This is a genomic window from Flavobacterium aquatile LMG 4008 = ATCC 11947 (genome assembly GCF_000757385.1).
Taxonomy (GTDB): Bacteria; Bacteroidota; Bacteroidia; order Flavobacteriales; family Flavobacteriaceae; genus Flavobacterium; species Flavobacterium aquatile.
Map to the genome: position 1 here is coordinate 407,388 of NZ_JRHH01000004.1, position 23,686 is coordinate 431,073.

The window sequence follows — 23,686 nt, forward strand, 5'->3', positions numbered from 1 at the left end:
TCCTAAAGTAAGTTATTAACAAAAAAGTTTTAGTACAATGCAAAACATTCCTAGTGTTGACTTGCGTGATTTCCTGTCGGATGATCCGACACGTAAACAAAAATTTGTAAATGAAATCGGAAAAGCTTTCGAAGATATTGGCTTCGTGGCGCTAAAAGGTCATTTTTTGGATGACAAATTGGTGGATGAATTGTATGGAGAAATTAGGAATTTCTTCGCACTTCCTTTAGAAACAAAATACAGCTATGAGATTCCAGGCATTGGAGGTCAGCGTGGTTATGTTTCTTTTGGAAAAGAACATGCAAAAGGTCGCAAAGAAGGCGATTTGAAAGAGTTTTGGCACTTTGGTCAGTATGTAGACAAAGATTCCAAATACGCTTCAGAATATCCTGATAACGTAGAAGTAAAAGAATTACCTCGTTTTAACGAAGTAGGAAAAGAAGCCTATCAAATGCTTGAAAAAACAGGTATTTATGTGTTGCGTGCTTTGGCATTGCACTTGGGCTTAGACGAATTTTATTTTGATAATTACGGTAAAGAAGGAAACTCAATCTTGAGACCAATTCATTATCCGCCAATAACTTCAGAACCTGAGAATGCTATTCGTGCTGCTGCTCACGGTGATATTAATTTGATTACACTTTTAATGGGTGCGCAAGGTCGCGGTTTGCAAGTTCAAAACCACGATGGCGAATGGATTGACGCTATTGCAGAACCAGACGAATTGGTGATTAATGTGGGCGATATGTTGTCGCGTCACACGAATAATAAATTAAAATCTACGATACATCAAGTGGTGAATCCGCCAAGAGAACTTTGGGGAACATCGCGTTATTCTATTCCGTTTTTCATGCATCCGGTAAGCGATATGCGTCTGGACGTTTTAGAGAATTGTATTGATGAAAATAATCCAAAATTATACGATGATATTTCGGCAGGTGAATTCTTGTATGAACGATTGGTTGATTTGGGATTGATTAAGAAGTAATTGATTTTATAATTCAATAGAAAAGACATTGGGTTATGCTTGATGTCTTTTTTGGTTTTTTTGGACGCGGATAAAACGGATTTACTTCGTAAAGCGCGGATAAAAACTAATTTTTTATATAACAATGTAGAGTAATAAATTATTGGACGCGGATGAAACGGATTTACTTCGTAAAGCGCGGATAAAAACTGATTTTTTACATAACTACTTAAGGGTAATAAATTATTGGACGCGGATAATGCGGATTTACTTCGTAAAGCGCGGATAAAAACTGATTTTTTATATAACAATGTAGAGTAATAAATTATTGGACGCGGATGACGCGGATTTACTTCGTAAAGCGCGGATAAAAACTGATTTTTTACATAACTACTTAAGGGTAATAAATTATTGGACGCGGATAAAACGGATTTACTTCGTAAAAGCGCAGATAAAAACTGATTTTTTACATAACTACTTAAGGGTAATAAATTATTGGACGCGGATAAAACGGATTTACTACGTAAAGCGCGGATAAAAACTGATTTTTTACATAACTACTTAAGGGTAATAAATTATTGGACGCGGATGACGCGGATTTACTTCGTAAAGCGCGGATAAAAACTGATTTTTTTGAGAGTATTAACATTTTAATAAACGCCACATGGAATTATTGCACAAGGATTTAACTGATATTATTTTAAAAACATTTTATGAAGTTTATAATGAACTTGGCCATGGTTTTTTAGAAAATGTCTATCAGAATGCATTACTGATTGAATTGAGAAACAAAGGATTAAATGTTGTTCCTCAAAAAAGAATTAAAGTTTATTACAAAGGCGATGAAGTTGGAGATTATTTTGCCGATTTAATCGTTGAAGAAAAAATTATATTAGAATTAAAAGCAGCTGATTACATAGTTGAACAATTTGAAAATCAGATTGTAAACTATTTAAGAGGAACTGATTGCGAAGTTGGCTTATTACTAAACTTCGGTAAAAAACCAGAATTCAGAAGAAAAATATTTGAAAATAAAAGAAAAATAAGAAAAAATAGGTTTTAAAAAGCATTTCGATTTATCGAATGCGTTTAAATGAACAGAACGCGGATGAAACAGATTTACTTTGTAAAGCGCAGATAAAAGCAGATAAAAATAGTAATACATAATAAAAAATCCGTTTTTATCAGCGTTTCGATTTATCGAATCCGTTTAATCCGCGTCCAAAAAAAACACTGTGGTTCATTAAAAATTATATATTTGAAAATAACTATTAAAAAAATCAATTTTAATCAACGTCCAAAAAATACTGTGCTTCATTAAAAATTATATATTTGAAAATAACTATTAAAAAAAACAATTTTAATTAGACTTTCAAATTTATCGAAGCGTTTTAAATGAATGGAACGCGGATGAAACAGATTTACTTTGTAAAACGAGGATAAAAGCAGATAAAAATAGTAATACATAATAAAAAATCCGTTTTTATCAGCGTTTCGATTTATCGAATCCGTTTAATCAGCGTCCAAAAAACGTCCAAAAAATACTGTGCTTCATTAAAAATTATATATTTGAAAATAACTATTAAAAAAAAACAATTTTAATCAGCGTCCAAAAAAAAATATGGATTTACAAGACCAATTAAAAAACCTGTTCCCAGACCACGTAGTTTCTAACGAACCAGAAGCTGTTGAGGAAAAAGACCACGAATTATATGTTCAAAAAGAACCTATGATTTGTAAATTTGAAAAACGAAAAGGAAAGCCTACCACGATTATCTCTGGTTATGAAGGTGAAGAGGAAGATTTCAAACTATTAGCCAAAGAATTAAAGAATAAACTGGCCGTTGGTGGTACTTTCAAAGACGGTGAAATCATTATTCAAGGCGATTACCGCGATAGGATTATGAAACTATTGCAGGAGAAAGGGTTTAAGACTAAGCGTGTTGGAGGTTGAAAAGAATTACGAATTACGAATTGAGAATTAATAATTTAAAAAGAGGAGATTAGCTTACGCTCAGTTCGCTGTGCTCGGGTTTCTTCGTTCCTCGCAATGACAAAATGATACAATCATCAGAATTAATATTAAATCCAGACGGAAGTGTGTATCACTTGAATCTGAAACCTGAAAATATAGCGCACGACATTATTTTTGTGGGTGATCAAAATCGTGTAGAGAAAATTACTAAGAACTTCGATTTGATTGAGTTTTCGCAACAAAAACGTGAGTTTAAAACGCAAACCGGACTTTACAAAGGGAAAAGAATTACCGTAATGTCTACTGGTATTGGTCCGGATAATATAGATATTGTCATGAACGAATTGGATGCATTGGTGAATATCGATTTGGAAACCAGAATGCCCAAAGAAACATTGACTTCGTTGAATATCATTCGCATTGGAACTTCGGGTTCGTTGCAAGATGATATTCCGGTAGATAGCTTTGTGATGTCTACATTCGGATTGGGATTGGACAACATGCTTCGCTCCTATTTGATTGATACCGTTTCTAATAGCGAAATGGAAGACGCCTTTATAAAACACACCAATTGGGATTTACGAAAAGGAAAACCGTATGTTATTTCGTGTTCCGAAAAGCTTGAAAAAATCATCGAAAGCGATAAAATGCATAAAGGAATTACGGCAACGGCAGGAGGATTTTATGGTCCGCAAGGTCGTGTGTTGCGATTGAATATTCAGGACGAGGAATTGAATTCTAAAATGGATAATTTTGAATTTGAAGAAAACAGAATCACCAATCTCGAAATGGAAACTGGAGCAATTTATGGTTTAGGAAAACTACTTGGTCATGAGTGTTTATCATTAAATGCTATCATTGCCAATCGTGCAAGTGGTACTTTCAGTGAAGACCCATACAAAGCTGTTGATGAGTTGATTGCTTATACTTTGGATAAGTTGTCGAAGTAAGTATTAAGATTGGAGTATTAAGTATTACGATTGGAGTATTAAGTATTAAGTATTAAGTATTAAGTATTAAGTATTAAGACTGGGAATTATGACTTTTAGATACGCGAGACATACCAACAATTTAGAGCAATTGAAATCCTTTTATATTGAAATTTTAGGATTGGAATTGCTTGGTGGTTTTGAAAATCACGACGGTTATGATGGTGCTTTTATTGGAAAACAGGATGAGAATTGGCATTTGGAATTCACGCAATCGGATGAAGTTGCTAAACATACTTTTGATGACGATGATCTTTTGGTTTTTTATCCGAATAGTAAATTGGAATTTGAATTGCTTAAAGAGAAATTAGAACACCATTCGGTTCAATTTGTGACTTCTAAAAATCCGTATTGGAATGAAAATGGGATTCAGTTTTTGGATCCTGATGGGTTTGGGATTGTGATTTCGCATTTGAATTTGTCGTGAAATAGTGATTAGTGAATAGTGAATAGTGAATAGTGAATAGTGAATAGTGAATAGTGAATAGTGATTAGTGATTAGTGATTAGTAAAAAAATATGAATTTAGTATTAGAAACAGAACGTCTTATTCTTCGTCCGTTAGAATTATCGGATGCTGAAGCTATGTTTGAGATGGATAACAATCCGGAAGTACATAAGTATTTATGGCAAACTCCAACACAAACAATAGATGAAACTATCAAAGTTATTGAGTATGTAAACCGACAATATGCCGAAAACAACATTGGTCGATTTGCAACAATTGTAAAAGAGACTGGCGAATTTATTGGCTGGACAGGAATCAAATTTGTAAACGATCACGTAGAAAACGGAAATACCAATTTCTTTGATTATGGCTATCGATTGAATGAAAAGTTCTGGAATAAAGGTTATGCAACAGAAGCTTCGGTAATGTGGTTGGATTATGGTTTTAATAAGATGAACATTGATAAAATGAACGCTTATACACATGCTCAAAACGGCGCATCCAATCATGTTCTACAAAAAGTAGGAATGAAATTCATGGAAGATTATCCCGATAAAGACGGCGTGATTTGGAAATGGTGGAAAATGGAAGGTACGAAGTAAGAGATACGAAATACGAGGTAATAGGTACGAAGTATAAAATATGAAGTAAAAAGTGTGAAGCAAAATCTTACTACTTAATACTCCAATCTTAATACAAAAAAAATGAAGCATATAAAAATCGCTGGTGTTCCCGAACATTTTAATTTACCTTGGCATTTGAGTATCGATAATGGCGAATTTGAGGCCGTTGGAATCGACTTGCAATGGACTGATGTGCCAGAAGGAACTGGAAAAATGTGTCAGATGCTTCGTGATAGCGAAACGGATATTGCTGTGATTTTATCTGAAGGAATTGTGAAAGATATCGTGGGTGGAAATCCATGTAAGATTGTGCAGGTATATGTTGAAAGTCCGCTAGTTTGGGGAATTCACGTGGATGCAAAATCTAAGTATCAAACGCTTTCTGATTTAGAAAACGGTAAAGTTGCTATTTCGCGTTTGGGTTCGGGTTCGCAATTGATGGCTTATGTAAATGCTAATAACCAAGGTTGGAATACAGACAATTTGAAATTTGAAATTGTAAATACCATTGATGGCGCAGTCGAGAGTTTGGCAAATGGAACTTCCGATTATTTCATGTGGGAAAAATTCATGACCAAACCATTGGTAGACAAAGGCATTTTTAGAAAAGTAGCCGATTGTCCTACTCCATGGCCGTGTTTTGTGATTGCTGTTCGTGAAGAGGTATTGAAAAAACATCTAAACACGATTGCTCAAATTCTTGAAATCATTAATATCAAAACCCAAAGTTTCAAAGAGATTGAAGGAATTGACTCCATTTTAGCAGAAAAATACCATCAAAAGATTGAAGATATCCAAGAATGGTTGTCTATAACCGAATGGTCGCAAAGTGAATTATCTAATGAAATGTTAAACAAAATTCAAAATCAACTCTTTGACCTTAAAATTATTGATAAAAAAGGTACATTTGCTAAAATTGTAAAAGCCCTCTAGCTTCGCGGTTTTGTAACTTTATGATACAAAAAGTAAAATTAACTTATGACCAAATAATGTCCAAATTCCAGGTGAATAAGCCTTGGGACACGATTATTATTTTTGTTTTAAATATTTTACTTACCATTCCAGTTTTTCTTATTGTACATCAAAACACCATCGATGTAAATTGGTTTTGGCACATTGATAGAATACTAATTTTCATCTTGATAGTCGTAGTTATTCAGCTCGTTTTAAGAGCAATGCGAAAAATAATATTGATTTCTATCTTCCTTTATTTAGTTACATTGTTTGTTGGAACCGTTTTTGGTGGTTACGGCTTTAAAAGCGTTTTTGAAGACTATGAATACATGTTGTATTTTATGTCTGACAATCCGAATCCGCAGGATATTATTATTTCTAAAATGCTTCCTTTTCCCAATAAATCCAAGGTTTTGGACGCCATCGAATATGATAATCCCAAGGTTCGAAGTTTTGCTATTATGGCAACTACCAAACACTTCAGGAAAAGTAAAGACGATTTTAGAGAATATGCTACCATCATTCAATGTTTTGCCGTTTTCAAGGAAATCAACAGCCGTTGGAACTACGTTAGCGATCCCAAAAACAAAGATTACATTGCCACAGCGACCGAATCACTCGAATATTTATCAGGTGATTGCGACGACCATTCTATTTTAATGGCAGCTTGCGTAAGATCAATTGGTGGTACACCGCGTCTAATTCACACCGATGGTCATATTTATCCCGAGATTCTTATTGGTACCAAGAAAGATTTTGAAGCCGTAAATTACCTCATTAAGCAAGTATTATTCGTCAATGAAAGTAAAGATAAAGTCGTGAATTATCACATAGACGAACGCGGTCAAATATGGCTAAACCTAGATTACACGGCGCATTATCCGGGTGGACCGTTTATGAGTGAAGAGATTTTGGGAGCATTGACTTTGAATTAGGAGCGAATGGCTTGGTCTTTATTTGCCATCCTTATTCCTGCTGCCTTTCCAAAATCCCGATAAAAATCGGGAGTTTTTCCCTTGCATCAGGGCTAGTTAGTAATTCATTTGAACTTCTGTTACCAAGAAATACCACTTTTATCTTTTGAAATCAAGTACTCGTTTGTCAATTTAAAATGATTGTTTCCAAACCACTTTTTATGGGAATGGGCAAAAGATGGATGTCCGCATTCTAAAACCAAATGTTTTTCGGCATCAATTTGGCTTCCTTTTTTGTGAGCAAAACTTCCCCAAAGTAAAAAAACTACGTGTTCTTTTTCGTCTGATATTTTTTTAATCACAGTATCCGTAAAAACGTTCCATTGCAAATGTTTGTGACTATTGGCTGCATCTTTTCTCACTGTTAATCCAGCATTTAAAAGTAAAATCCCTTGACTTGCCCATCGTTCTAAATTGCCAGAAGTTGGAGTAAAAATAGTATCAAATTCCGAGTTAATTTCGGCAAATATATTGCGTAGTGATGGTGGAATTTTCACACCATCGTTTACAGAAAAGCACAATCCATTGGCTTCGCCATCACCATGATACGGATCTTGACCAATAATTACGACTTTTACATCATCAAACGAACACTTTTCGAAAGCATTAAAAATCAAATCCTTCGGCGGAAAACAAGTGAAGTTCATGTATTCCTCATCCACTTGTTGCATCAGCTCAATGAAATATGGTTTTTGAAATTCGGCTGCTAAATGATTTTGCCACGAAGGGTCGTTTATAAACATATCATAATTTTTTATCAAAAATATAAAAATCTATTGCAATATGGATTACATCCTTCGTAACTTTGAAACTCTAAACTCAACTAATGATTTCGATTACAGATAAAACCCTTCAAGATTTAGAATTTAACACCATTTTGGAAACCATTTCGGCGATTTGCAACACCGAAATTGGTAAAGAAAAAGCATTACAAATTACGCCGTTTAGCAATAAAGAGTCGTTAATGAATTCGCTATTGCAAACATCTGAATATGTATCGTCGTACACCAATAATAACGCCATTCCCAATCACGGATTCGAAAACATTTCTACTGATTTAAAAATGTTGGGAATTGAAGATAGTTTTCTAGAAGTTTCCAGCTTTAGAAAAATTGCCACACTATCAGAAACTGTAAATGTTTTATTGCTATTCTTAAAGAAATTCAACGATTATTATCCTAAATTAAACGAACGTGCGGTTCAAGTAGAATATACCAAATACATCATTCAGAAAATTGATGAAGTAGTTGATAAATATGGCGTGATTAAAGACAATGCTTCACCCGATTTAATCAATATTCGTCGCGATATGAGTGTGGTTCGTGGTAAAGTAAACCAGAGTTTTGGTACTGCTTTAAGTCAGTATAACGGTCTGGGGTATTTGGATGACATCAAAGAAAGTTTTGTAGAAAACCGACGTGTTTTGGCCGTTTTAGCGATGTATCGTCGTAAGGTAAAAGGTTCTATTTTAGGAAGTTCCAAAACAGGCAGTATTGCTTATATTGAACCCGAAGCTACGTTGAAATATTCTCGAGAATTGAGTAATTTAGAATACGAAGAACGCGAAGAAATCACACGAATTTTAAAGAAATTATCCAATGATATTCGTCCGTATTTAGATTTATTGAAGCAGTATCAAGAGTTCTTGAGTGACATTGATGTTATAGCAGCCAAAGCAAAATATGCTAATAAAATCAACGCATTATTACCAACTATTATTGAAGAAAAAAGGTTGTTTTTTAGGGATGCCTTCCATCCTATTCTGTTTTTGAATAACAAAAATAAAGGTGAAAAAACCTATCCTCAAACTATAGAATTAAGCGACGAAAACAGAATTATTGTAATTTCTGGACCCAATGCTGGAGGAAAAACAATCTCGTTAAAGACTGTTGGATTACTTCAATTAATGCTGCAAAGTGGGATGTTGATTCCGGTTCACGAACGCAGCGAAACGTTTTTATTCGATAGAATTCTAACAGATATTGGCGATAATCAATCGATTGAAAATCATTTAAGTACTTACAGTTACCGATTGAAAAACATGAACTACTTTTTGAAAAAATGCAATTCAAAAACGTTGTTCTTAATTGATGAATTCGGAACAGGTTCTGACCCTGAACTTGGTGGTGCTTTGGCAGAAACTTTCTTAGAAGAATTTTATCACAGAGAAGCTTTCGGAATTATTACTACGCATTATTCCAATTTGAAAATACTAGCTAACGAATTACCATTTGCCTCCAATGCCAATATGTTGTTCGACGAAAAGTCATTAGAACCAATGTATAAATTGATATTAGGTCAAGCTGGAAGTTCGTTCACCTTTGAAGTAGCACAGAAAAACGGAATACCATACGGATTAATCAATCGAGCGAAAAAGAAGATTGAAGGTGGCAAAGTTCGATTTGACAAAACAATTGCTACGCTTCAAAAAGAGCGTTCGAAGATGGAGAAAACGTCGCTTAATTTGAAAGAAGAAGAATCAAAAGCGCGTGAGGAAAGTAAGAAAATGGAAATCACTAATGCTAAAATTAAGGAGAAATTAGAGCGTTATCAAGAATTATACGATGCCAACCAGCGATTGATTTATATTGGACAAAAGCTTGATGATTTATCGGAATCGTATTTTAATAATAAAAACAAAAAAGTACTACTTGGTGAACTTCTTAAAATTGTAGAAATCGAAAACAGTAAACGACGCAAATTATCAGTTAAAGAAAAAGCGGTAAAAGAAGTTATCAAAAAGCAAGTTGAAGAAGAAGTTACGGTAAAAGTTGAGGAAATTCGTAAGGAGAAAAAAGAGAAAAAGATAAAAGCAAGTATAGTTCCAGAGAAGCCAAAAGTGATACTCAAAGTTGGCGATAGAGTTCGAATGAATGATGGAAAAGCTATTGGAACTATTGACAAAATTGAGAAGACTAAAGCGGTAGTAAACTATGGAGTTTTTACTTCTACGGTAAGTTTGGATGTGTTAGAATTTGTTGACGCATTAAAGAAATAATCATGGAAAATCTACCAAAAGACAAAAAGATTATTCTGTTTGATGGCGTTTGCAATTTGTGTGATGCATCGGTACAATTTATCATTAAACATGATGATAAAGATATTTTTAGATTTGTAGCAATTCAATCCGAACTTGGAACTCAAATTCTAAAACACATTGGCGTAAAAACTGAAAACACTGATAGTATTATACTTTATGAACCTGGAATTGCTTACTATTTCAAGGCTGAAGCCGCAATGCGCATAGCAAAAGAATTAAATAGTTGGCACAAAATAGTTAGTTATTTAACGTTTACAGGAAAGTCTTTCAATTTCATTTATGATTTTGTTGCCAAGAATAGGTACAAATGGTATGGTAAAAAAGAGAGTTGTATGATTCCGACGCCAGCATTAAAATCGAAGTTTTTGTAGTATGACAAATATCATATTTATGTTGAGTTATTCGAAGTAATTTTGGGTAACCTAAACAATTTAAATTATGATACAACTAGTTCATCCACTGTATTCTTGGGATAATGGTGCTTTTATTATGATTGGCGTATTTGCCTTAGTAATCATCGGATTAATAAGTGCTATTTTCCTTATGATGGGAAGTAATAAAAAGAAAAAAGACTAAGTTTTCACTTAGTCTTTCTTTATTATGAATAGGAAATTTATTGTTTCACTATTTTCTTAACTGCTTTACCTTGATCAGTTGTGATGTTTAGTATGTAAACACCCGAAGCTAAATTTGCTATAGAAATTTGACCTTCACTAGCATTTACCTCATTATTAGATACTAATCTTCCGTTTAAATCCGTTATTTCAACAGTGTTAATAATTGCATTTTCACCGTTAGAAATTGTTATAAAATTGTTGGCTGGATTTGGGTATACTGTAAAAGAGTTAGTTGAAAAAGACTCAGTTCCTAAAGCACAACTTCCAGAAAATACTGCTTCAATTCCTAGTTGTCCCAAATTTGTGGTTAATAATGTTAAAGTACCACCAGTTAAAGCACTAGTATTATATGCAGTCGTTAAATTTGGATTCACGTATGAACCAAGCGGAAAATAACCTACTAAAGTATTAGCAGTTTGAGCAAAACCAACATGAACTTGTTGATTTGCAGCAATTGCTACTGGAGTAGGAAATGTAAATGTTTTAATGGTATTTAAATCTCCAGCAACTAAAACGGTATTAGGACTTTGCGCCAATATTGCACCAGTACTACTCAATAATACTCCAAAAACTGTATTTCCAACATTAGCTGTTTCTGAAGCAATAGCTACATTAACTCCCCCAATTGTTGAAGAAACAGAATTTAATATAGGTGTTGAAATTATTCCACCTCCTGTATTAAATCCAACTCCAGCAGCATAACTTACTCCGCTTTGACCTTGACCAGAAACGAAACAAGTAGCAGTAGTATTGAAGTTTAAACTATTATTTGAATTTAATTGATCAGCTGGAACGCTAACATTTAAAACATTTGCTCCCAAAGCTGTTGGTGTCCAGTTAGCAAAATTTACTGTTACAGATGCACCAGCAGCCAAACTGGCAATAGTTTGTGTATTATTATAAGTATTTGCACCAGTTATTCCTGCAGTGACAACTATATTAGTTAAAGCAGTATTACTTTTATTTCTTACAATCGCTGAAATTGGTGTTGTCAAACCTAATGTTGTAGCTATATTACCTAATGAATTAATACCTTCTACGGCAACATCATTACTATTTGGATTTACATAACCAAATCGGGTAACTGGTCTAAAACTTGTAGCAGCTAGAGTTGTTGGAGCTGCAGTTGTGCTTGCGGCACTAACACAACCATTAGTAAGTCCTGTATTATTTGCATTATAGGTAGCAGCAGTTGTTGCAGCAGTTCCTGTTCTAACAAAATCGTAGGCTACATAAATACCTCCACCATTATATACAAAAGGTGTACTTAATGTTAAATCTATATTTGTAGCAGTAGCAGGAACTGTATATGCACCAGAATAAACTTGAGTCATACCTGCGATAATTGTAGCCCAATCTGTTCCGCGTGTAAATGTTACATCGGAAGAGTTAAGCATGTAAACCACTATAGTTCCAGTTACCGCACTATTTGCTCCTGCAGAAGCAGAGAAACCAAAGGTGTTTATAGAAGTTCCAGAAGTAATCGTATTAAGCTCAGAAGTTAATACTAGAGATGCACCTCTCATAAATGAATGTCCATTTGTTCCATTTGGAGCACGTTGTTGGGTAGTTGATGTTCCAATTGGTGCATTCAAAACTATATTCGCTTGACCAAACGAAAAAGTTGTTGCGAATACCGCCACTAAAAAAAGTTGAGTAATTTTCTTCATATTTGTTATTTTTATAATTAATGTAACAAATATAAAAACTTATGTTATCGATATTACAAAATATTTATTTATTTACTAGCAATTTTACATTTTACATTTTACTCTTTCTCCCATTTTCCAACAACTGATGTAGCTAAGGCATTTCCTAACACATTGGTTGCACTTCTAAACATGTCGCAAAAATGATCTATTGGAAGGATTAATGCGATACCTTCAATGGGAATATCAAACATGCCACAAGTAGCTGCAACAACTACTAAACTGGCTCTTGGAACTCCAGCAATTCCCTTACTTGTTAGCATTAACACCAATAACATGGTCATTTGCGTTGGAATATCTAAATGAACTCCATAGGCTTGAGCAATAAATATACTAGCAAAAGTCATGTACATCATACTTCCATCTAAGTTGAAAGAATATCCTAGAGGTAACATAAAAGAAACAATTTTGTCTTTCACACCTAATCGTTCTAATTCCTCAGTTAATTTTGGAAAAACGGCTTCACTACTGGTTGTTCCAAATGCAATTATTAATGGACCAACTATTCTTTTTAGCAAAGTTGTCATATGGCCTTTTAAAAACAAATAACCTACTAATAATAAAACTACCCAAAGTGATGAAATTCCGACTAAAAACGAACCAAAAAATTTGGCATAAGTAATTAATAATTCTTGTAAATCTCTAATGGCAAATACACCTGCGATAGCACCAAAAACACCTAGTGGAGCAAATTTCATTACATAGTTTACCATTTTTAAAATGATGTGCGAAATTACATCCAATACTTTAACGACTGGTTTAGCGTGATCACCAATTGATGCTGCAGCTAATCCGAAGAAGATAGAAAAAATTACAATTTGAAGTATTTCGTTTGTTGCTAATGCTTCAAATATACTTTTAGGAATAATATGCTCGACAAAGTTTTGAGCCGAAAAAACTTTGGTTTTATCTGTTACTTCAGATGCTGATGCAACATCTACATCGGTCAAATTTAAACCAACACCTGGTTCTAAAATATTTACCCAAAACAATCCAATTAATAAAGATACGAATGAGGCCGTAAAAAACCAACCCATTGCCTTTCCTCCTATTCGACCAACCGATTTTATATCGCCAAGCTTTGCAATTCCGACTACTAATGTCGAAATAACTAATGGTGCAATAATCATTTGAACTAATCGAATGAAGACGGTTGCCAACATTTTAATTTTATCGCTGAAATTTTTAGCAAATTCGGCATCGTAATTATTGTGAATATAAATTCCTAGAATGGCTCCAAGAAGCATTGCAATTAAAATTTGAACCGTTAAGTTGCTCAAAAACGATTTTTTTGGTTGTTCGGTTGTAGTCATTAAATTATAAATAAGTTTTGTTTAGTAAATAAAAATCGGCTAGTACAATTGCGGCCATAGCTTCAACAATGGGAACTGCACGAGGCACAACACACGGATCATGACGTCCTTTTCCTTGTTGCTCTATGATGGTATTTTGATTGGTTAAAACGGCTTGTTTTTGGATTAAAGTTGCAACAGGTTTGAATGCTACTCTAAAATAAATATCCATTCCGTTAGAAATTCCGCCTTGAATTCCTCCAGATAAATTTGATTTTGTTGTTCCGTCTTCGTTGTACAAATCATTGTGGTCAGAGCCTTTCATTCGAGCACCACAGAATCCGCTACCAAATTCGAAGCCTTTTACAGCATTTATTGATAACATTGCTTTTCCTAGTTCGGCATGAAGTTTATCGAAAACAGGTTCGCCCAATCCAATGGGAACATTCTGAATTACACAAGTAATTGTTCCGCCAATGGTGTCACCTTGCTTTTTAATTTCTCTAATATGAGCTTCCATTTTCTCGGCCGAAGCCAAATCGGGACAGCGAACATCATTTGATTCAATTAAAGAAAAATCTAAATCTTGGTAAGGTTTGTCAATGAATATTTCTCCAACAGAAGATACAAAGGCATTGATTTTAATATCTTTCAAGACTTGTTTTGCAATTGCTCCAGCGACCACACGAGAAGCGGTTTCACGAGCAGAACTTCTTCCGCCACCGCGATAATCACGAATACCGTATTTTTTTTCATACACATAATCGGCGTGACTTGGTCGGTATGAATCTTTTATATGTGAATAATCGTCTGATTTTTGATTGGTATTTGGAATTATAAAACCAATTGGAGTTCCAGTTGTTTTTCCTTCAAAAACACCCGATAACAACTGCACTTCATCTTCTTCTTTACGTTGGGTAACTATAGAGGATTGACCTGGTTTACGGCGTTGCATTTCGTGTTGAATTGCCTCTAAATTTATTTCAATTCCAGCAGGACAACCATCGATAATTCCGCCCAAAGCTTCACCATGTGATTCGCCAAATGTGGTAATTCTAAAAAGTGTTCCGTAGCTATTTCCAGCCATTTTATATTGTTTTGAACAAATATAGTTTTTTAGTTTAAAGTGCAAAAGTGAAATGGTTTAAAAGTTTAGATTAACTCTTGAAAACTTTTTAATAAGTAACCTATTTCTTAACCTTAACTATGGTTTCATTTAATACAACAATGTTTAATTTGTAAAACTTGAAATTATGAAAAAAAGAAAAGTAGATCTAGTTGTTATTTCCGATGTGCATTTGGGCACTTATGGATCACACGCCAACGAATTATTAGATTATCTAAATGCTATAAAACCTAAAAAGCTAGTCTTAAACGGCGATATTATTGATATTTGGCAGTTTAGAAAATCGTATTTTCCAAAGTCACATTTAAAAGTGGTAAAGCGAATCATTGATTTGGCGTCCAAAGGAACTCAGGTGTATTACATTACTGGAAATCATGATGAAATGCTGCGAAAATTTAGCGATACGTTCATCGGAAACTTCCATGTAATCGATAAATTGATATTGGATTTAGACGATAAAAAAGCTTGGATTTTTCATGGCGATGTGTTTGATGCTTCGGTGCAACATTCTAAATGGATAGCAAAGTTAGGTGGAATTGGTTATGATTATTTAATCCTTATCAATCGATTGGTCAATTGGTGCTTGAATAAAATTGGAAAAGAGCCTTATTCCTTTTCTAAGAAAATAAAAGCTAGTGTAAAAAAAGCGGTAAAGCATATCTCTGATTTTGAAACTACTGCAACTGATTTGGCCATTGAAAACAACTATGATTATGTCATTTGTGGACACATACATGAACCAAAAATCTTGCACAAAGAAAATAAACATGGTTCTACAATGTATTTAAATTCGGGCGATTGGGTTGAAAGTTTGACCTCATTAGAATACCACAATAAAAGATGGAAGTTGTATACTTATGAAAAACCAAAGTTTGTTGAAGAAGAAAATTTGTTTGAAATGGAAGAAAGTTTAACGAACTAATTCTACAAGGTAATTCGTGAAAATTAATTTATTTTTGCTTTATTTGTGTAAAATAAATTAAAAAATGAAAACAAATTTTATCAAATTTCTTGCACTTATTGCTTTTGTAGGAACAGTATCTTGCAGTAGTAGTGACGATGATTCAAATACTGATCCAGTAGACCAAATTACAGACTATTTACCACTATCTGTTGGGAACTATTGGACTTATGATGTAACAACAGAAGGTGTTACTAACAGAGACTCTTTATACAGCAGTAATGATACCTTAATAAGTGGTATTGCGCACAAAAAGTTTAAAACTTTGGAAGCACTTCCCAACGGATTTTACTCAACATCCTTGAAAAATAATGGTTTACGTGTTGATGATGGAACTGTAAAAATGAGCGGCACTGCAAGCTTTGATTATGGTTTGGGTAATCCAATAAATATTTCAATTTCTAATTTTATTATTTTAAAAGAATCTGGAGTATCAAATGAGCAACTTAGTGCTGTAACTGGAACCTTTTCTCAAACTATTGAGGGATATCCTTTAGATTTTACTTATACCTTAAAAACAGTTAGTGATGGACAAGCTGTAAGTTTTACATCGCCAACTGCCGATGTTTATACTAATTTGATTAAAACCAAAGTAATTTTAAATTTAAAAATTACAACAACACAATCGATCGGAGGGTTTCCTGTAACCGTAACTATTTTAGCGCCACAAGATGTTGTTACTTCTACTCAACATTATGCAAAAGGTATTGGTATGGTTTATACAAATACCAATATTACGTATCAATTGCAAGAATTTCCTGGTCTAACATTACCGTTTCCATCATCTGGAAACCAAACACAGCTAGAATTTTTGGATACTTATGTAGCTGAAGAATAAAATTAAAAAATCTCTTATTACAGAGTACTAATGCTCAATAATTTATATAAAATCGTAATTCTGTAACAAAATTAAGAAATTGTATAACACGGAAAATGGTACAATAATTGTACTTTGCATTAAATATTTAAACAAATTAATTTATGAAAAAACTAATTTTATCTGCTTTCATGCTAGCTGGTTTAGCATTTAGCGCACAGGCTCAAGACATCTCGAAAAATGCATTAGGTTTACGTTTAGGAGACAATGACGGATTTGGTGGAGAGATTTCTTACCAAAGAGGTTTAGGAGACAATAATAGACTTGAGCTAGACTTAGGTTGGAGAAACAGTAATGATGTTGATGCATTTAAACTAACTGGACTTTACCAATGGGTTTGGAACATTGATGGTGGTTTCAACTGGTACGCTGGTGTTGGTGGTGGTGTTGGAAGCTGGAGTTATGATAGAAGAATTGGTGGAGAAAGATTTGAAGATAGCGGAGCATTCGTATTTGTTGCTGGAGATTTAGGTATTGAGTACAACTTTAAAGAAGCTCCAATTCAATTATCTTTAGACATTAGACCAGAATTATATTTCAATTCTGATGATTTTAGAGAAGACAATTTTGGTCCAGATTTAGCTTTAGGTATCCGTTACAGATGGTAATCTAAAAATATAGTATAAAAAATCCCACTTAAATAAGTGGGATTTTTTTATTTAAACTCAATTGGTTTTTTAGAATTTATCTTTAAAACACAATACGGATTTGTTATTGCTTGCATTGCCATTCCGTCGGGCTTTATTTCTTCTATATCAACGATTATTTTATCCGATAATTCAGTTACACTTTTAATATCAACTTTATAACCACCTGAATTTTTCTCTCCTAAATTTATCAAAACAAAATTAGCTGTTTGTATATCTGTTGGTTTTACAAATTTCTTAATCTCTTCATCGCCAAGTAACATATTGAATTCTTTTTGTTCTGAAATCACTTCATAAAACTGAAACGCTGCTCCACCATAATCACTTGAAACTAAAACTTTATACAATGATTTGGGCTCATCTACAACTTTAGTTGGTGAACAAGAAAAAATCGTTAAAACTAAACCGAGTAAAATTATTTTTTTCATAAAGAATCTTGAATTGCTTTTTTATATAACTCTTCATACAATGGCAAAATATTTTTGATATCAAATTGTTTTGCAACTGCTAAAGCATTATCCTTAAACGTTTGAAGTGTTTCATTATTGTATAAAATCTTTAAAGCATTTTCGGCCATTTCATCCACATTACCAACATCACTTAAATAACCCGATTGTCCATCAAAATTTACTTCGGGCAAACCACCAGAATTACTAGAGATTACTGGAACACTCCACGCCATAGCTTCTAGAGCTGCGAGACCAAAACTCTCTGTTTGCGACGGCAATAAAAATAAATCAGAATACGATAATATTTGATCTATTTCATTACTATTTCCAAAGAAAATAACTTTGTCTTGAATTCCCAATTCTTCACATAATCTTTCTGCTTTTTCTTTTTCTGGTCCGTCGCCTACCATCATTAACTTGGCTGGAATTTGCTCTTGAATTTTAAAGAAAATTTTAATAATATCTGGAATTCGTTTTACCTTTCTAAAGTTACTAATGTGCGTGATAATTCGTTCATCTTTATTTGCCATGATAGAGCGTCGGCAGGATATCAAAGATTCATTTCGCACTTTATCCAGTTCGATGAAATTCGGAATTACGTGAATGTCTTTTTTGATATTGAATAATTTATAGGTATCGTCTTTTAAACTTTGAGAAACCGATGTTACAATATCCGATTTATTGATACTGAAACTAACTGCTGTTTTATAAAACGGATGATTTCCTACTAAAGTGATGTCTGTTCCGTGAAGCGTTGTCACCATTGGAATTGTAATACCTTCGTCTTTCAACATTTGCTTCGCCATATAACCTGCATAAGCATGTGGAATCGCATAATGAACGTGTAAAAGTTCGATTTTATACAATTTTACCATGTCAACTAATTTACTTGATAAAGCCAATTCGTAAGGTTGATAATGAAATAAAGGATATTCGGGAACATTAACTTCGTGATAATGAACATTACTATTTAAAAGAGCTAATCTAACTGGTTGTCTGTAAGTTATAAAGTGAATTTCGTGACCACGATGAGCTAATTCTAAACCTAATTCTGTGGCAACAACGCCACTTCCTCCAAAGGTTGGATAACAAACTATTGCTATTTTCATTGTTTTAATTTATAATGCTAAATTAATTAAAATCGAAACAATAGAAGCAAATTATTCGTTAAACTATTTTATTATAGCTTCCTGAATTATTTTTTGAATATCTTCTCTAATATTTTCTTTCGATAATTTATTAGATGCATTAGAATCTGGGAAAGTTCTGTTGGAAAGGAAAACATAAATAATTTCGGTTTCTGGATCTGCCCATGCCATTGTTCCTGTAAAACCTGTATGACCAAAACTCGACATAGAAACGCAACCGCAAGTTGGACCTTCTTTTCCTAATTGTGGTTTGTCGAATCCTAAGCCACGTCGATTTCCTTCGGTACAAAAGTGACACGTATTGAAAACATCAAAAGTGGCATTTGAAAAATATTGAATTCCGCCATAATTACCTTTGTTAAGGTACATTTGCATCATCTTAGCCACATCCATAGCATTCGAAAATATTCCGGCGTGACCAGCAATTCCACCTTCCATCGCCGCTTCCATATCATGAACATAACCTTGAATTGTGGTATGTCTAAAATAGGTATCATTATCGGTTGGAGGAATAATACGCATATCAAATTTACGTAATGGATTGTACATAGTATTGCTCATTCCCAACATATTATAGAAGTTATGAGCGCTTAAAATGTCTAATGATTTCCCAGTAATTTTTTCTAAATATTCTTTTAAAATGATAAATGTAAAATCACTGTATTTGTATTCTTTTTTATCAGATAACTTGCTGTCGACAATTTTCTTTAAGATAACATCTTTATAATTATCATTGATAAATAAATTTTCGGCTACTTGTTTAGTATAACCATCTTTGTATGTCAAACTATAGAATCTATCGGCTGGACAATTATCGGCATCCAATGTTTCTTTATAAAATGGAAGCCAAGCTTGAAGTCGAGCATAATGTGAAAGCAATTCTTTAAAAGTAATATCTTGTTTATCACTTCCTTGAAAAATAGGCAACATCTCTCCTAGTTTTGTGTCAAGAGTTACTTTTCCTTGATCATAAAGTTGCATCACGTTTGGTAAAGTCGAAACCATTTTGGTGATTGAAGCAACATCGTAAATGTCTGAGTTTTGAACTTTTGTTAGATTTTCGTATGTATGATAACCAAATGATTTTTGATAAATAACCTTTCCTTTTCTAGCCACTAAAATTTGCATTCCAGGTGCCATTTTTTCATCAATGGCTTTTTGCGCAATAGTTTCTATTGTTGCTAATTTTGATGAACTCATACCCACATTTTCGGGTGCAGTAAATCCGATTCTATTGATTTTTTCTGATGATAATCCGTCGTTAACTCTAAAAAAATCATTAATAGAAACCGGAAGTTTTCCTTTAGCATCAACAGCTCCAAAAATTAATTCGGCTGAAACTTCTTGCGGAATGTCACCATTTTGATACGAAACAATAACACTTTCAATATCATCGAATGTTGTAATTGGTAAAAGTGAATAGGCTTTTGCAAAAATATCCAAAATCACTTTGTTATTTTTTGCGATTTCTTGCAACCAAAGTAATTCTGTTTCAGTAAAATCATGTTTCTTCCATGCTTTATCCGATTTGTGAAAACCTACAATTACAATATCAAAATTCTTTAATTGAACATTTAAACTGTCAATATTATCAGATGTAACTTCGGTAACATCGGTATATTTTTTTAATGTTGAAAGAAATTTAGCATTGGTATCATCGCCCAATTTAACGTAAGCAATCTTTTTGTCCAATTCTTTTATCGGAAGAATCGCATTGTCATTCTTTAAAAGTGTGATGGCATTTTCAAACAATTCGTATTGTAAAGCAGTATTTGAACTCGGATTGATATCTGACATCAAATTTGTTTCATCAATTGGCTTGTATTTATTTAAACCAATTTTGTATTTGTAGTGCAAAATCTTTTTTACAGAATAGGCTAATCGTTCATCCGTCACCAAACCTTCGTTGTAAGCTGCTGTGATTTTTTCCACTGCAACAGGAACATTTTCGGCAAATAATAATATATCGTTTCCTGCTAACAATGCTTCCAAATCGATATCGCCGGGCTTTTTAAAATTACTTGCCGCTTTCATATTCAAAGCATCGGTAAAAATCAAACCGTCAAAAGCCATTTCTTTTTTGAGTAAATCGGTAACAACATTGTAGGATAAAGACGTTGGAACTTTTGGTCGAGCTTCCAAACTGGGTACATTTAAATGCGCCACCATAACCGATTCAAGGCCTTCATCAAACATTCGTTTGTATGGATAAAGTTCTACGTTTTCTAGTCGTTCACGAGAAAAATTTACCAATGGTAAAGCATAATGCGAATCGGTTGCAGTATCGCCATGACCAGGAAAATGCTTTCCAGTCGCAAAGACACCTTGATTTTGAACTCCAGTCATCAAAGCAATTGCTCTGTCGGTTACATTGACTTTGTCTTCACCGAAAGAACGATGGCCAATAATTGGATTTTTAGGATTGGTATTTATGTCAAGAACTGGTGCAAAGTTGAAGTGAATTCCCATTCGCTTACTTTCTTTACCCAACTGTTCTCCCATTTTCTCAATTAATTTCAAGTCTCGAATAGCTCCAAGAGTTGAATTCCATGGAAATTTGTATGTAGAATCCAATCGCATACTTAAACCCCATTCGGCGTCAATACCAATGAATAAAGGAAGTTTAGATTTTGATTGAAAACGATTGGTTAATTTGGCTTGACGAACTGGTCCTCCTTGAAAGAATATTAATCCGCCAATTTTATAATCTGAAATTAATTTATCTAAACCATTTACGTGAACCGAATCTTTGTTAGAATAAGCAGCAACCATAAACAATTGCCCAACTTTTTCATTGAATGGCATTTGATTGTAAACGCTGTCAACCCATTTGTCTTCGGCTAAACTTCCTTTAAAAAAAGTTTTTCTATCCGATTTTAAATGTGGAACATAAATGTCTTCTACTACAGAATTTGGTTTCTTTAATTTCTTACTCGTTTTATCTTTAGATGACGAACAGTTTGTCAAAAAAGTAATTAGCAATAAGAAAGAAAATAGTTTAATTAAATTTTTCATTAATAGGTTTTAAAAGAAACGACTGTGCCAACTTTCGCTTGCAGGAACTTCCCATGATTCGTTAAACTCTTCAATAGTATTAACAAGATTATTGAAAACAATAGTATTTTCAGATACCGATTTGTCTTTTGCTAATTTTTTAAAATCTAAAAGCGTTTTGTAAGTAATAAATTCGCCTTGTTTAAAAGCAACATTCATTTTGTCTAATAAATCGACTTCATATTTTTGTTCTAAATTCTGAATAAAAACAACAGACGAATCAATAGAACACCCAGTTGCAGCTTGCACTTCTTGATTAACAGCAAGGATAATAAACCGATTGTACTTTATTTGAAAAGAGGCTTCCAATGAAGCACCATGAGCACTCCAATTGGTAATAAATTCGACTAAATCTTTTTCGATTTCAGCTATTTCGTCATCTGAAAACTTTCTGCTAGATTGGTAAATCCAAATTCTAGAATCTTCCGGTAAACTTTCAAATGGTATGTACATTTTAATTTTAGATTTTTGATATTAGATATTAGATGTTTGAAAAATCTAATATTTAAACACTTTTTATTTTATAAATCTTGAGCATTTGCAATTAATTCGGCAATGTCAAGCACTTTTACGTCTGATTCTCTTTCTTTATTTTTAACGCCATCGGTCATCATAGTGTTGCAAAAAGGACATCCTGCAGCAATGATTTCTGGTTGGGTTTCAAGAGCATCTTCTGTTCGTTCGATATTCACTTCTTTATTTCCAGGTTCAGCATCTTTAAACATTTGTGCTCCGCCAGCGCCGCAACAAAGTCCGTTAGCTTTGGAACGTTTCATTTCTACTAATTCGGCATCCAGTTTCTGAATTAATTCTCTTGGTGCTTCATAGATATTATTGGCTCTTCCAAGGTAACAAGGATCGTGAAAAGTAATTCGTTTACCTTTAAATTGTCCACCTTCAATGGTTAATCTTCCGTCATCTAATAATGATTTTAGGAATTCGGTGTGGTGAATTACTTCATATTTTCCGCCTAATTCTGGGTACTCATTTTTTAGTGTGTTGAAACAATGCGGACAAGCGGTTACAATCTTCTTAGCTTCGTAAGCATTTAAAACCTCGATATTCATCATGGCTTGCATTTGAAAAAGAAATTCATTTCCGGCACGTTTTGCAGGATCGCCAGTGCAACTTTCCTCGGTTCCAAGAACAGCAAATTCTACATTGGCACGATTTAAAATTCGCACAAATGCTTTGGTAATTTTCTTTGCTCTATCGTCAAAACTTCCTGCGCATCCAACCCAAAATAATACTTCTGGTTGTTTGCCTTGAGCTAACATCTCTGCCATTGTTGGCACAACTAATACTTCTGACATACTTTAATTTTGGATTTTAGATTTTAGAGATTAGATATATTTGAAATCTAATATCTAAAATCTTATATTTACTATTATTCGTGGTGTTCGTCGTCAAATACTTGAATTGTAACTTCTTTATCTACTAAATCGGTAAATTTCCCTCTGTAACGAGTTGCTTTAACTAAGTGATTGTCAATCCAATGATAGTTTCCTCCACGTGGTTTTCCCATTACCATTCCGTGGTATTTGAAACCGTGTTGTTTTAACCAACGTTCGGTATATTCTCTATGCGCTTCTGTTCTTGAAGTAAAAAAGAATATAATATGACCTTCATCGTACCATTTATTTAATGTAATTAACGCATCTGGATAAACTTCAGCAGTTAACATACGTTCTGGTTCTTCATTTGGAATATCATCACAGATAGTTCCGTCAATATCAATTAGATAATTCTTTACTCCTTCTGGTAAAATCGGACTTAAATGTTGTCCATTTTCAGTAACTGGTTGCAAGGTTTTGTCAATGTCTTCCGCTTTCATCTT

24 protein-coding genes are annotated in these 23,686 nt (G+C 33.5%); 14 read left to right on the plus strand and 10 right to left on the minus strand.

What is annotated here, in order from left to right; genetic code table 11:
• Nucleotides 1-37: 37 nt before the first annotated feature.
• From LG45_RS11705 to LG45_RS11740, 8 genes are all read left to right on the plus strand, one after another.
• On the plus strand, nucleotides 38-988 hold the full coding sequence (locus LG45_RS11705) for an isopenicillin N synthase family dioxygenase (protein ID WP_035127411.1): 951 nt from the start codon (nucleotides 38-40) through the stop codon (nucleotides 986-988).
• Between the two features lie 643 nt (nucleotides 989-1,631).
• Nucleotides 1,632-2,030, plus strand: a complete 399-nt coding sequence (locus tag LG45_RS11710; protein ID WP_035127413.1) for a GxxExxY protein — start codon at nucleotides 1,632-1,634, stop codon at nucleotides 2,028-2,030.
• Between the two features lie 558 nt (nucleotides 2,031-2,588).
• Entirely contained in the window at nucleotides 2,589-2,921 is a 333-nt protein-coding gene (locus LG45_RS11715; protein ID WP_035127414.1) for a translation initiation factor, read from the plus strand.
• Between the two features lie 104 nt (nucleotides 2,922-3,025).
• Nucleotides 3,026-3,892: a nucleoside phosphorylase gene (locus LG45_RS11720; RefSeq protein WP_035127416.1), complete on the plus strand. Its 867-nt coding sequence runs from the start codon at nucleotides 3,026-3,028 to the stop codon at nucleotides 3,890-3,892.
• An 88-nt stretch (nucleotides 3,893-3,980) separates the two neighbouring features.
• Entirely contained in the window at nucleotides 3,981-4,358 is a 378-nt protein-coding gene (locus LG45_RS11725; protein WP_035127418.1) for a VOC family protein, read from the plus strand.
• A gap of 91 nt (nucleotides 4,359-4,449) precedes the next feature.
• Nucleotides 4,450-4,980, plus strand: a complete 531-nt coding sequence (locus LG45_RS11730; protein WP_035127420.1) for a GNAT family N-acetyltransferase — start codon at nucleotides 4,450-4,452, stop codon at nucleotides 4,978-4,980.
• Nucleotides 4,981-5,082: 102 nt separating this feature from the next.
• Entirely contained in the window at nucleotides 5,083-5,934 is an 852-nt protein-coding gene (locus tag LG45_RS11735; RefSeq protein ID WP_035127421.1) for a substrate-binding domain-containing protein, read from the plus strand.
• Between the two features lie 20 nt (nucleotides 5,935-5,954).
• Complete coding sequence (locus LG45_RS11740; protein ID WP_035127423.1) at nucleotides 5,955-6,890, plus strand: transglutaminase-like domain-containing protein; 936 nt, start codon at nucleotides 5,955-5,957, stop codon at nucleotides 6,888-6,890.
• Between the two features lie 119 nt (nucleotides 6,891-7,009).
• Here the strand turns inward: LG45_RS11740 and ung are convergent, their stop codons facing one another.
• Nucleotides 7,010-7,672 (minus strand): uracil-DNA glycosylase, encoded by a 663-nt coding sequence (ung, locus tag LG45_RS11745; protein ID WP_035127425.1) that lies wholly within the window; start codon nucleotides 7,670-7,672, stop codon nucleotides 7,010-7,012.
• Between the two features lie 83 nt (nucleotides 7,673-7,755).
• Between ung and LG45_RS11750 the strand changes: the two genes are divergently transcribed.
• The 3 genes from LG45_RS11750 (at nucleotide 7,756) to LG45_RS16480 (ending at nucleotide 10,545) form a co-directional block, all read left to right on the plus strand.
• Nucleotides 7,756-9,927 carry an endonuclease MutS2 gene (locus LG45_RS11750; protein ID WP_035127426.1) on the plus strand — a complete coding sequence of 724 codons (2,172 nt, stop codon included), beginning with the start codon at nucleotides 7,756-7,758 and terminating at the stop codon, nucleotides 9,925-9,927.
• 2 nt (nucleotides 9,928-9,929) lie between these two features.
• Nucleotides 9,930-10,340, plus strand: a complete 411-nt coding sequence (locus LG45_RS11755) for a thiol-disulfide oxidoreductase DCC family protein (RefSeq protein WP_035127428.1) — start codon at nucleotides 9,930-9,932, stop codon at nucleotides 10,338-10,340.
• Between the two features lie 67 nt (nucleotides 10,341-10,407).
• Nucleotides 10,408-10,545, plus strand: coding sequence for a hypothetical protein (locus LG45_RS16480; RefSeq protein WP_089046932.1), 138 nt, complete (start codon nucleotides 10,408-10,410; stop codon nucleotides 10,543-10,545).
• Nucleotides 10,546-10,582: 37 nt separating this feature from the next.
• Here the strand turns inward: LG45_RS16480 and LG45_RS11760 are convergent, their stop codons facing one another.
• The 3 genes from LG45_RS11760 to aroC all read right to left on the minus strand — a co-directional run bounded on the left by LG45_RS11760 (nucleotide 10,583) and on the right by aroC (nucleotide 14,674).
• Complete coding sequence (locus LG45_RS11760) at nucleotides 10,583-12,256, minus strand: T9SS type A sorting domain-containing protein (RefSeq protein WP_035127430.1); 1,674 nt, start codon at nucleotides 12,254-12,256, stop codon at nucleotides 10,583-10,585.
• Nucleotides 12,257-12,354: 98 nt separating this feature from the next.
• Nucleotides 12,355-13,608 carry a dicarboxylate/amino acid:cation symporter gene (locus LG45_RS11765; RefSeq protein ID WP_035127431.1) on the minus strand — a complete coding sequence of 418 codons (1,254 nt, stop codon included), beginning with the start codon at nucleotides 13,606-13,608 and terminating at the stop codon, nucleotides 12,355-12,357.
• Nucleotides 13,609-13,612: 4 nt separating this feature from the next.
• Nucleotides 13,613-14,674: a chorismate synthase gene (gene aroC / locus LG45_RS11770; RefSeq protein ID WP_035127433.1), complete on the minus strand. Its 1,062-nt coding sequence runs from the start codon at nucleotides 14,672-14,674 to the stop codon at nucleotides 13,613-13,615.
• A 166-nt stretch (nucleotides 14,675-14,840) separates the two neighbouring features.
• Here aroC and LG45_RS11775 point away from each other — a divergent pair, with 166 nt between their 5' ends.
• From LG45_RS11775 to LG45_RS11785, 3 genes are all read left to right on the plus strand, one after another.
• Nucleotides 14,841-15,635 (plus strand): UDP-2,3-diacylglucosamine diphosphatase, encoded by a 795-nt coding sequence (locus LG45_RS11775; protein ID WP_035127435.1) that lies wholly within the window; start codon nucleotides 14,841-14,843, stop codon nucleotides 15,633-15,635.
• 64 nt (nucleotides 15,636-15,699) lie between these two features.
• Nucleotides 15,700-16,512, plus strand: a complete 813-nt coding sequence (locus LG45_RS11780) for a hypothetical protein (protein ID WP_035127437.1) — start codon at nucleotides 15,700-15,702, stop codon at nucleotides 16,510-16,512.
• Between the two features lie 143 nt (nucleotides 16,513-16,655).
• Nucleotides 16,656-17,159 (plus strand): hypothetical protein, encoded by a 504-nt coding sequence (locus LG45_RS11785; RefSeq protein ID WP_035127438.1) that lies wholly within the window; start codon nucleotides 16,656-16,658, stop codon nucleotides 17,157-17,159.
• 47 nt (nucleotides 17,160-17,206) lie between these two features.
• On the opposite strand, the gene LG45_RS11790 is transcribed toward LG45_RS11785, so the two are convergent.
• The 6 genes from LG45_RS11790 to LG45_RS11815 form a co-directional block, all read right to left on the minus strand.
• Nucleotides 17,207-17,626, minus strand: a complete 420-nt coding sequence (locus LG45_RS11790) for a protease complex subunit PrcB family protein (RefSeq protein WP_035127440.1) — start codon at nucleotides 17,624-17,626, stop codon at nucleotides 17,207-17,209.
• Nucleotides 17,623-18,756, minus strand: coding sequence for an N-acetyl-alpha-D-glucosaminyl L-malate synthase BshA (gene bshA / locus LG45_RS11795; protein WP_035127441.1), 1,134 nt, complete (start codon nucleotides 18,754-18,756; stop codon nucleotides 17,623-17,625). Before bshA ends, LG45_RS11790 begins: the two co-directional genes overlap by 4 nt.
• 63 nt (nucleotides 18,757-18,819) lie before the next feature.
• Entirely contained in the window at nucleotides 18,820-21,810 is a 2,991-nt protein-coding gene (locus LG45_RS11800; RefSeq protein WP_035127443.1) for a serine hydrolase domain-containing protein, read from the minus strand.
• A 9-nt stretch (nucleotides 21,811-21,819) separates the two neighbouring features.
• On the minus strand, nucleotides 21,820-22,302 hold the full coding sequence (locus tag LG45_RS11805; RefSeq protein WP_035127445.1) for a hypothetical protein: 483 nt from the start codon (nucleotides 22,300-22,302) through the stop codon (nucleotides 21,820-21,822).
• 68 nt (nucleotides 22,303-22,370) lie between these two features.
• On the minus strand, nucleotides 22,371-23,162 hold the full coding sequence (locus LG45_RS11810) for a (Fe-S)-binding protein (protein WP_035127447.1): 792 nt from the start codon (nucleotides 23,160-23,162) through the stop codon (nucleotides 22,371-22,373).
• 74 nt (nucleotides 23,163-23,236) lie between these two features.
• Nucleotides 23,237-23,683 carry an LNS2 domain-containing protein gene (locus tag LG45_RS11815; RefSeq protein ID WP_035127448.1) on the minus strand — a complete coding sequence of 149 codons (447 nt, stop codon included), beginning with the start codon at nucleotides 23,681-23,683 and terminating at the stop codon, nucleotides 23,237-23,239.
• Between the last annotated feature and the right edge of the window lie 3 nt (nucleotides 23,684-23,686).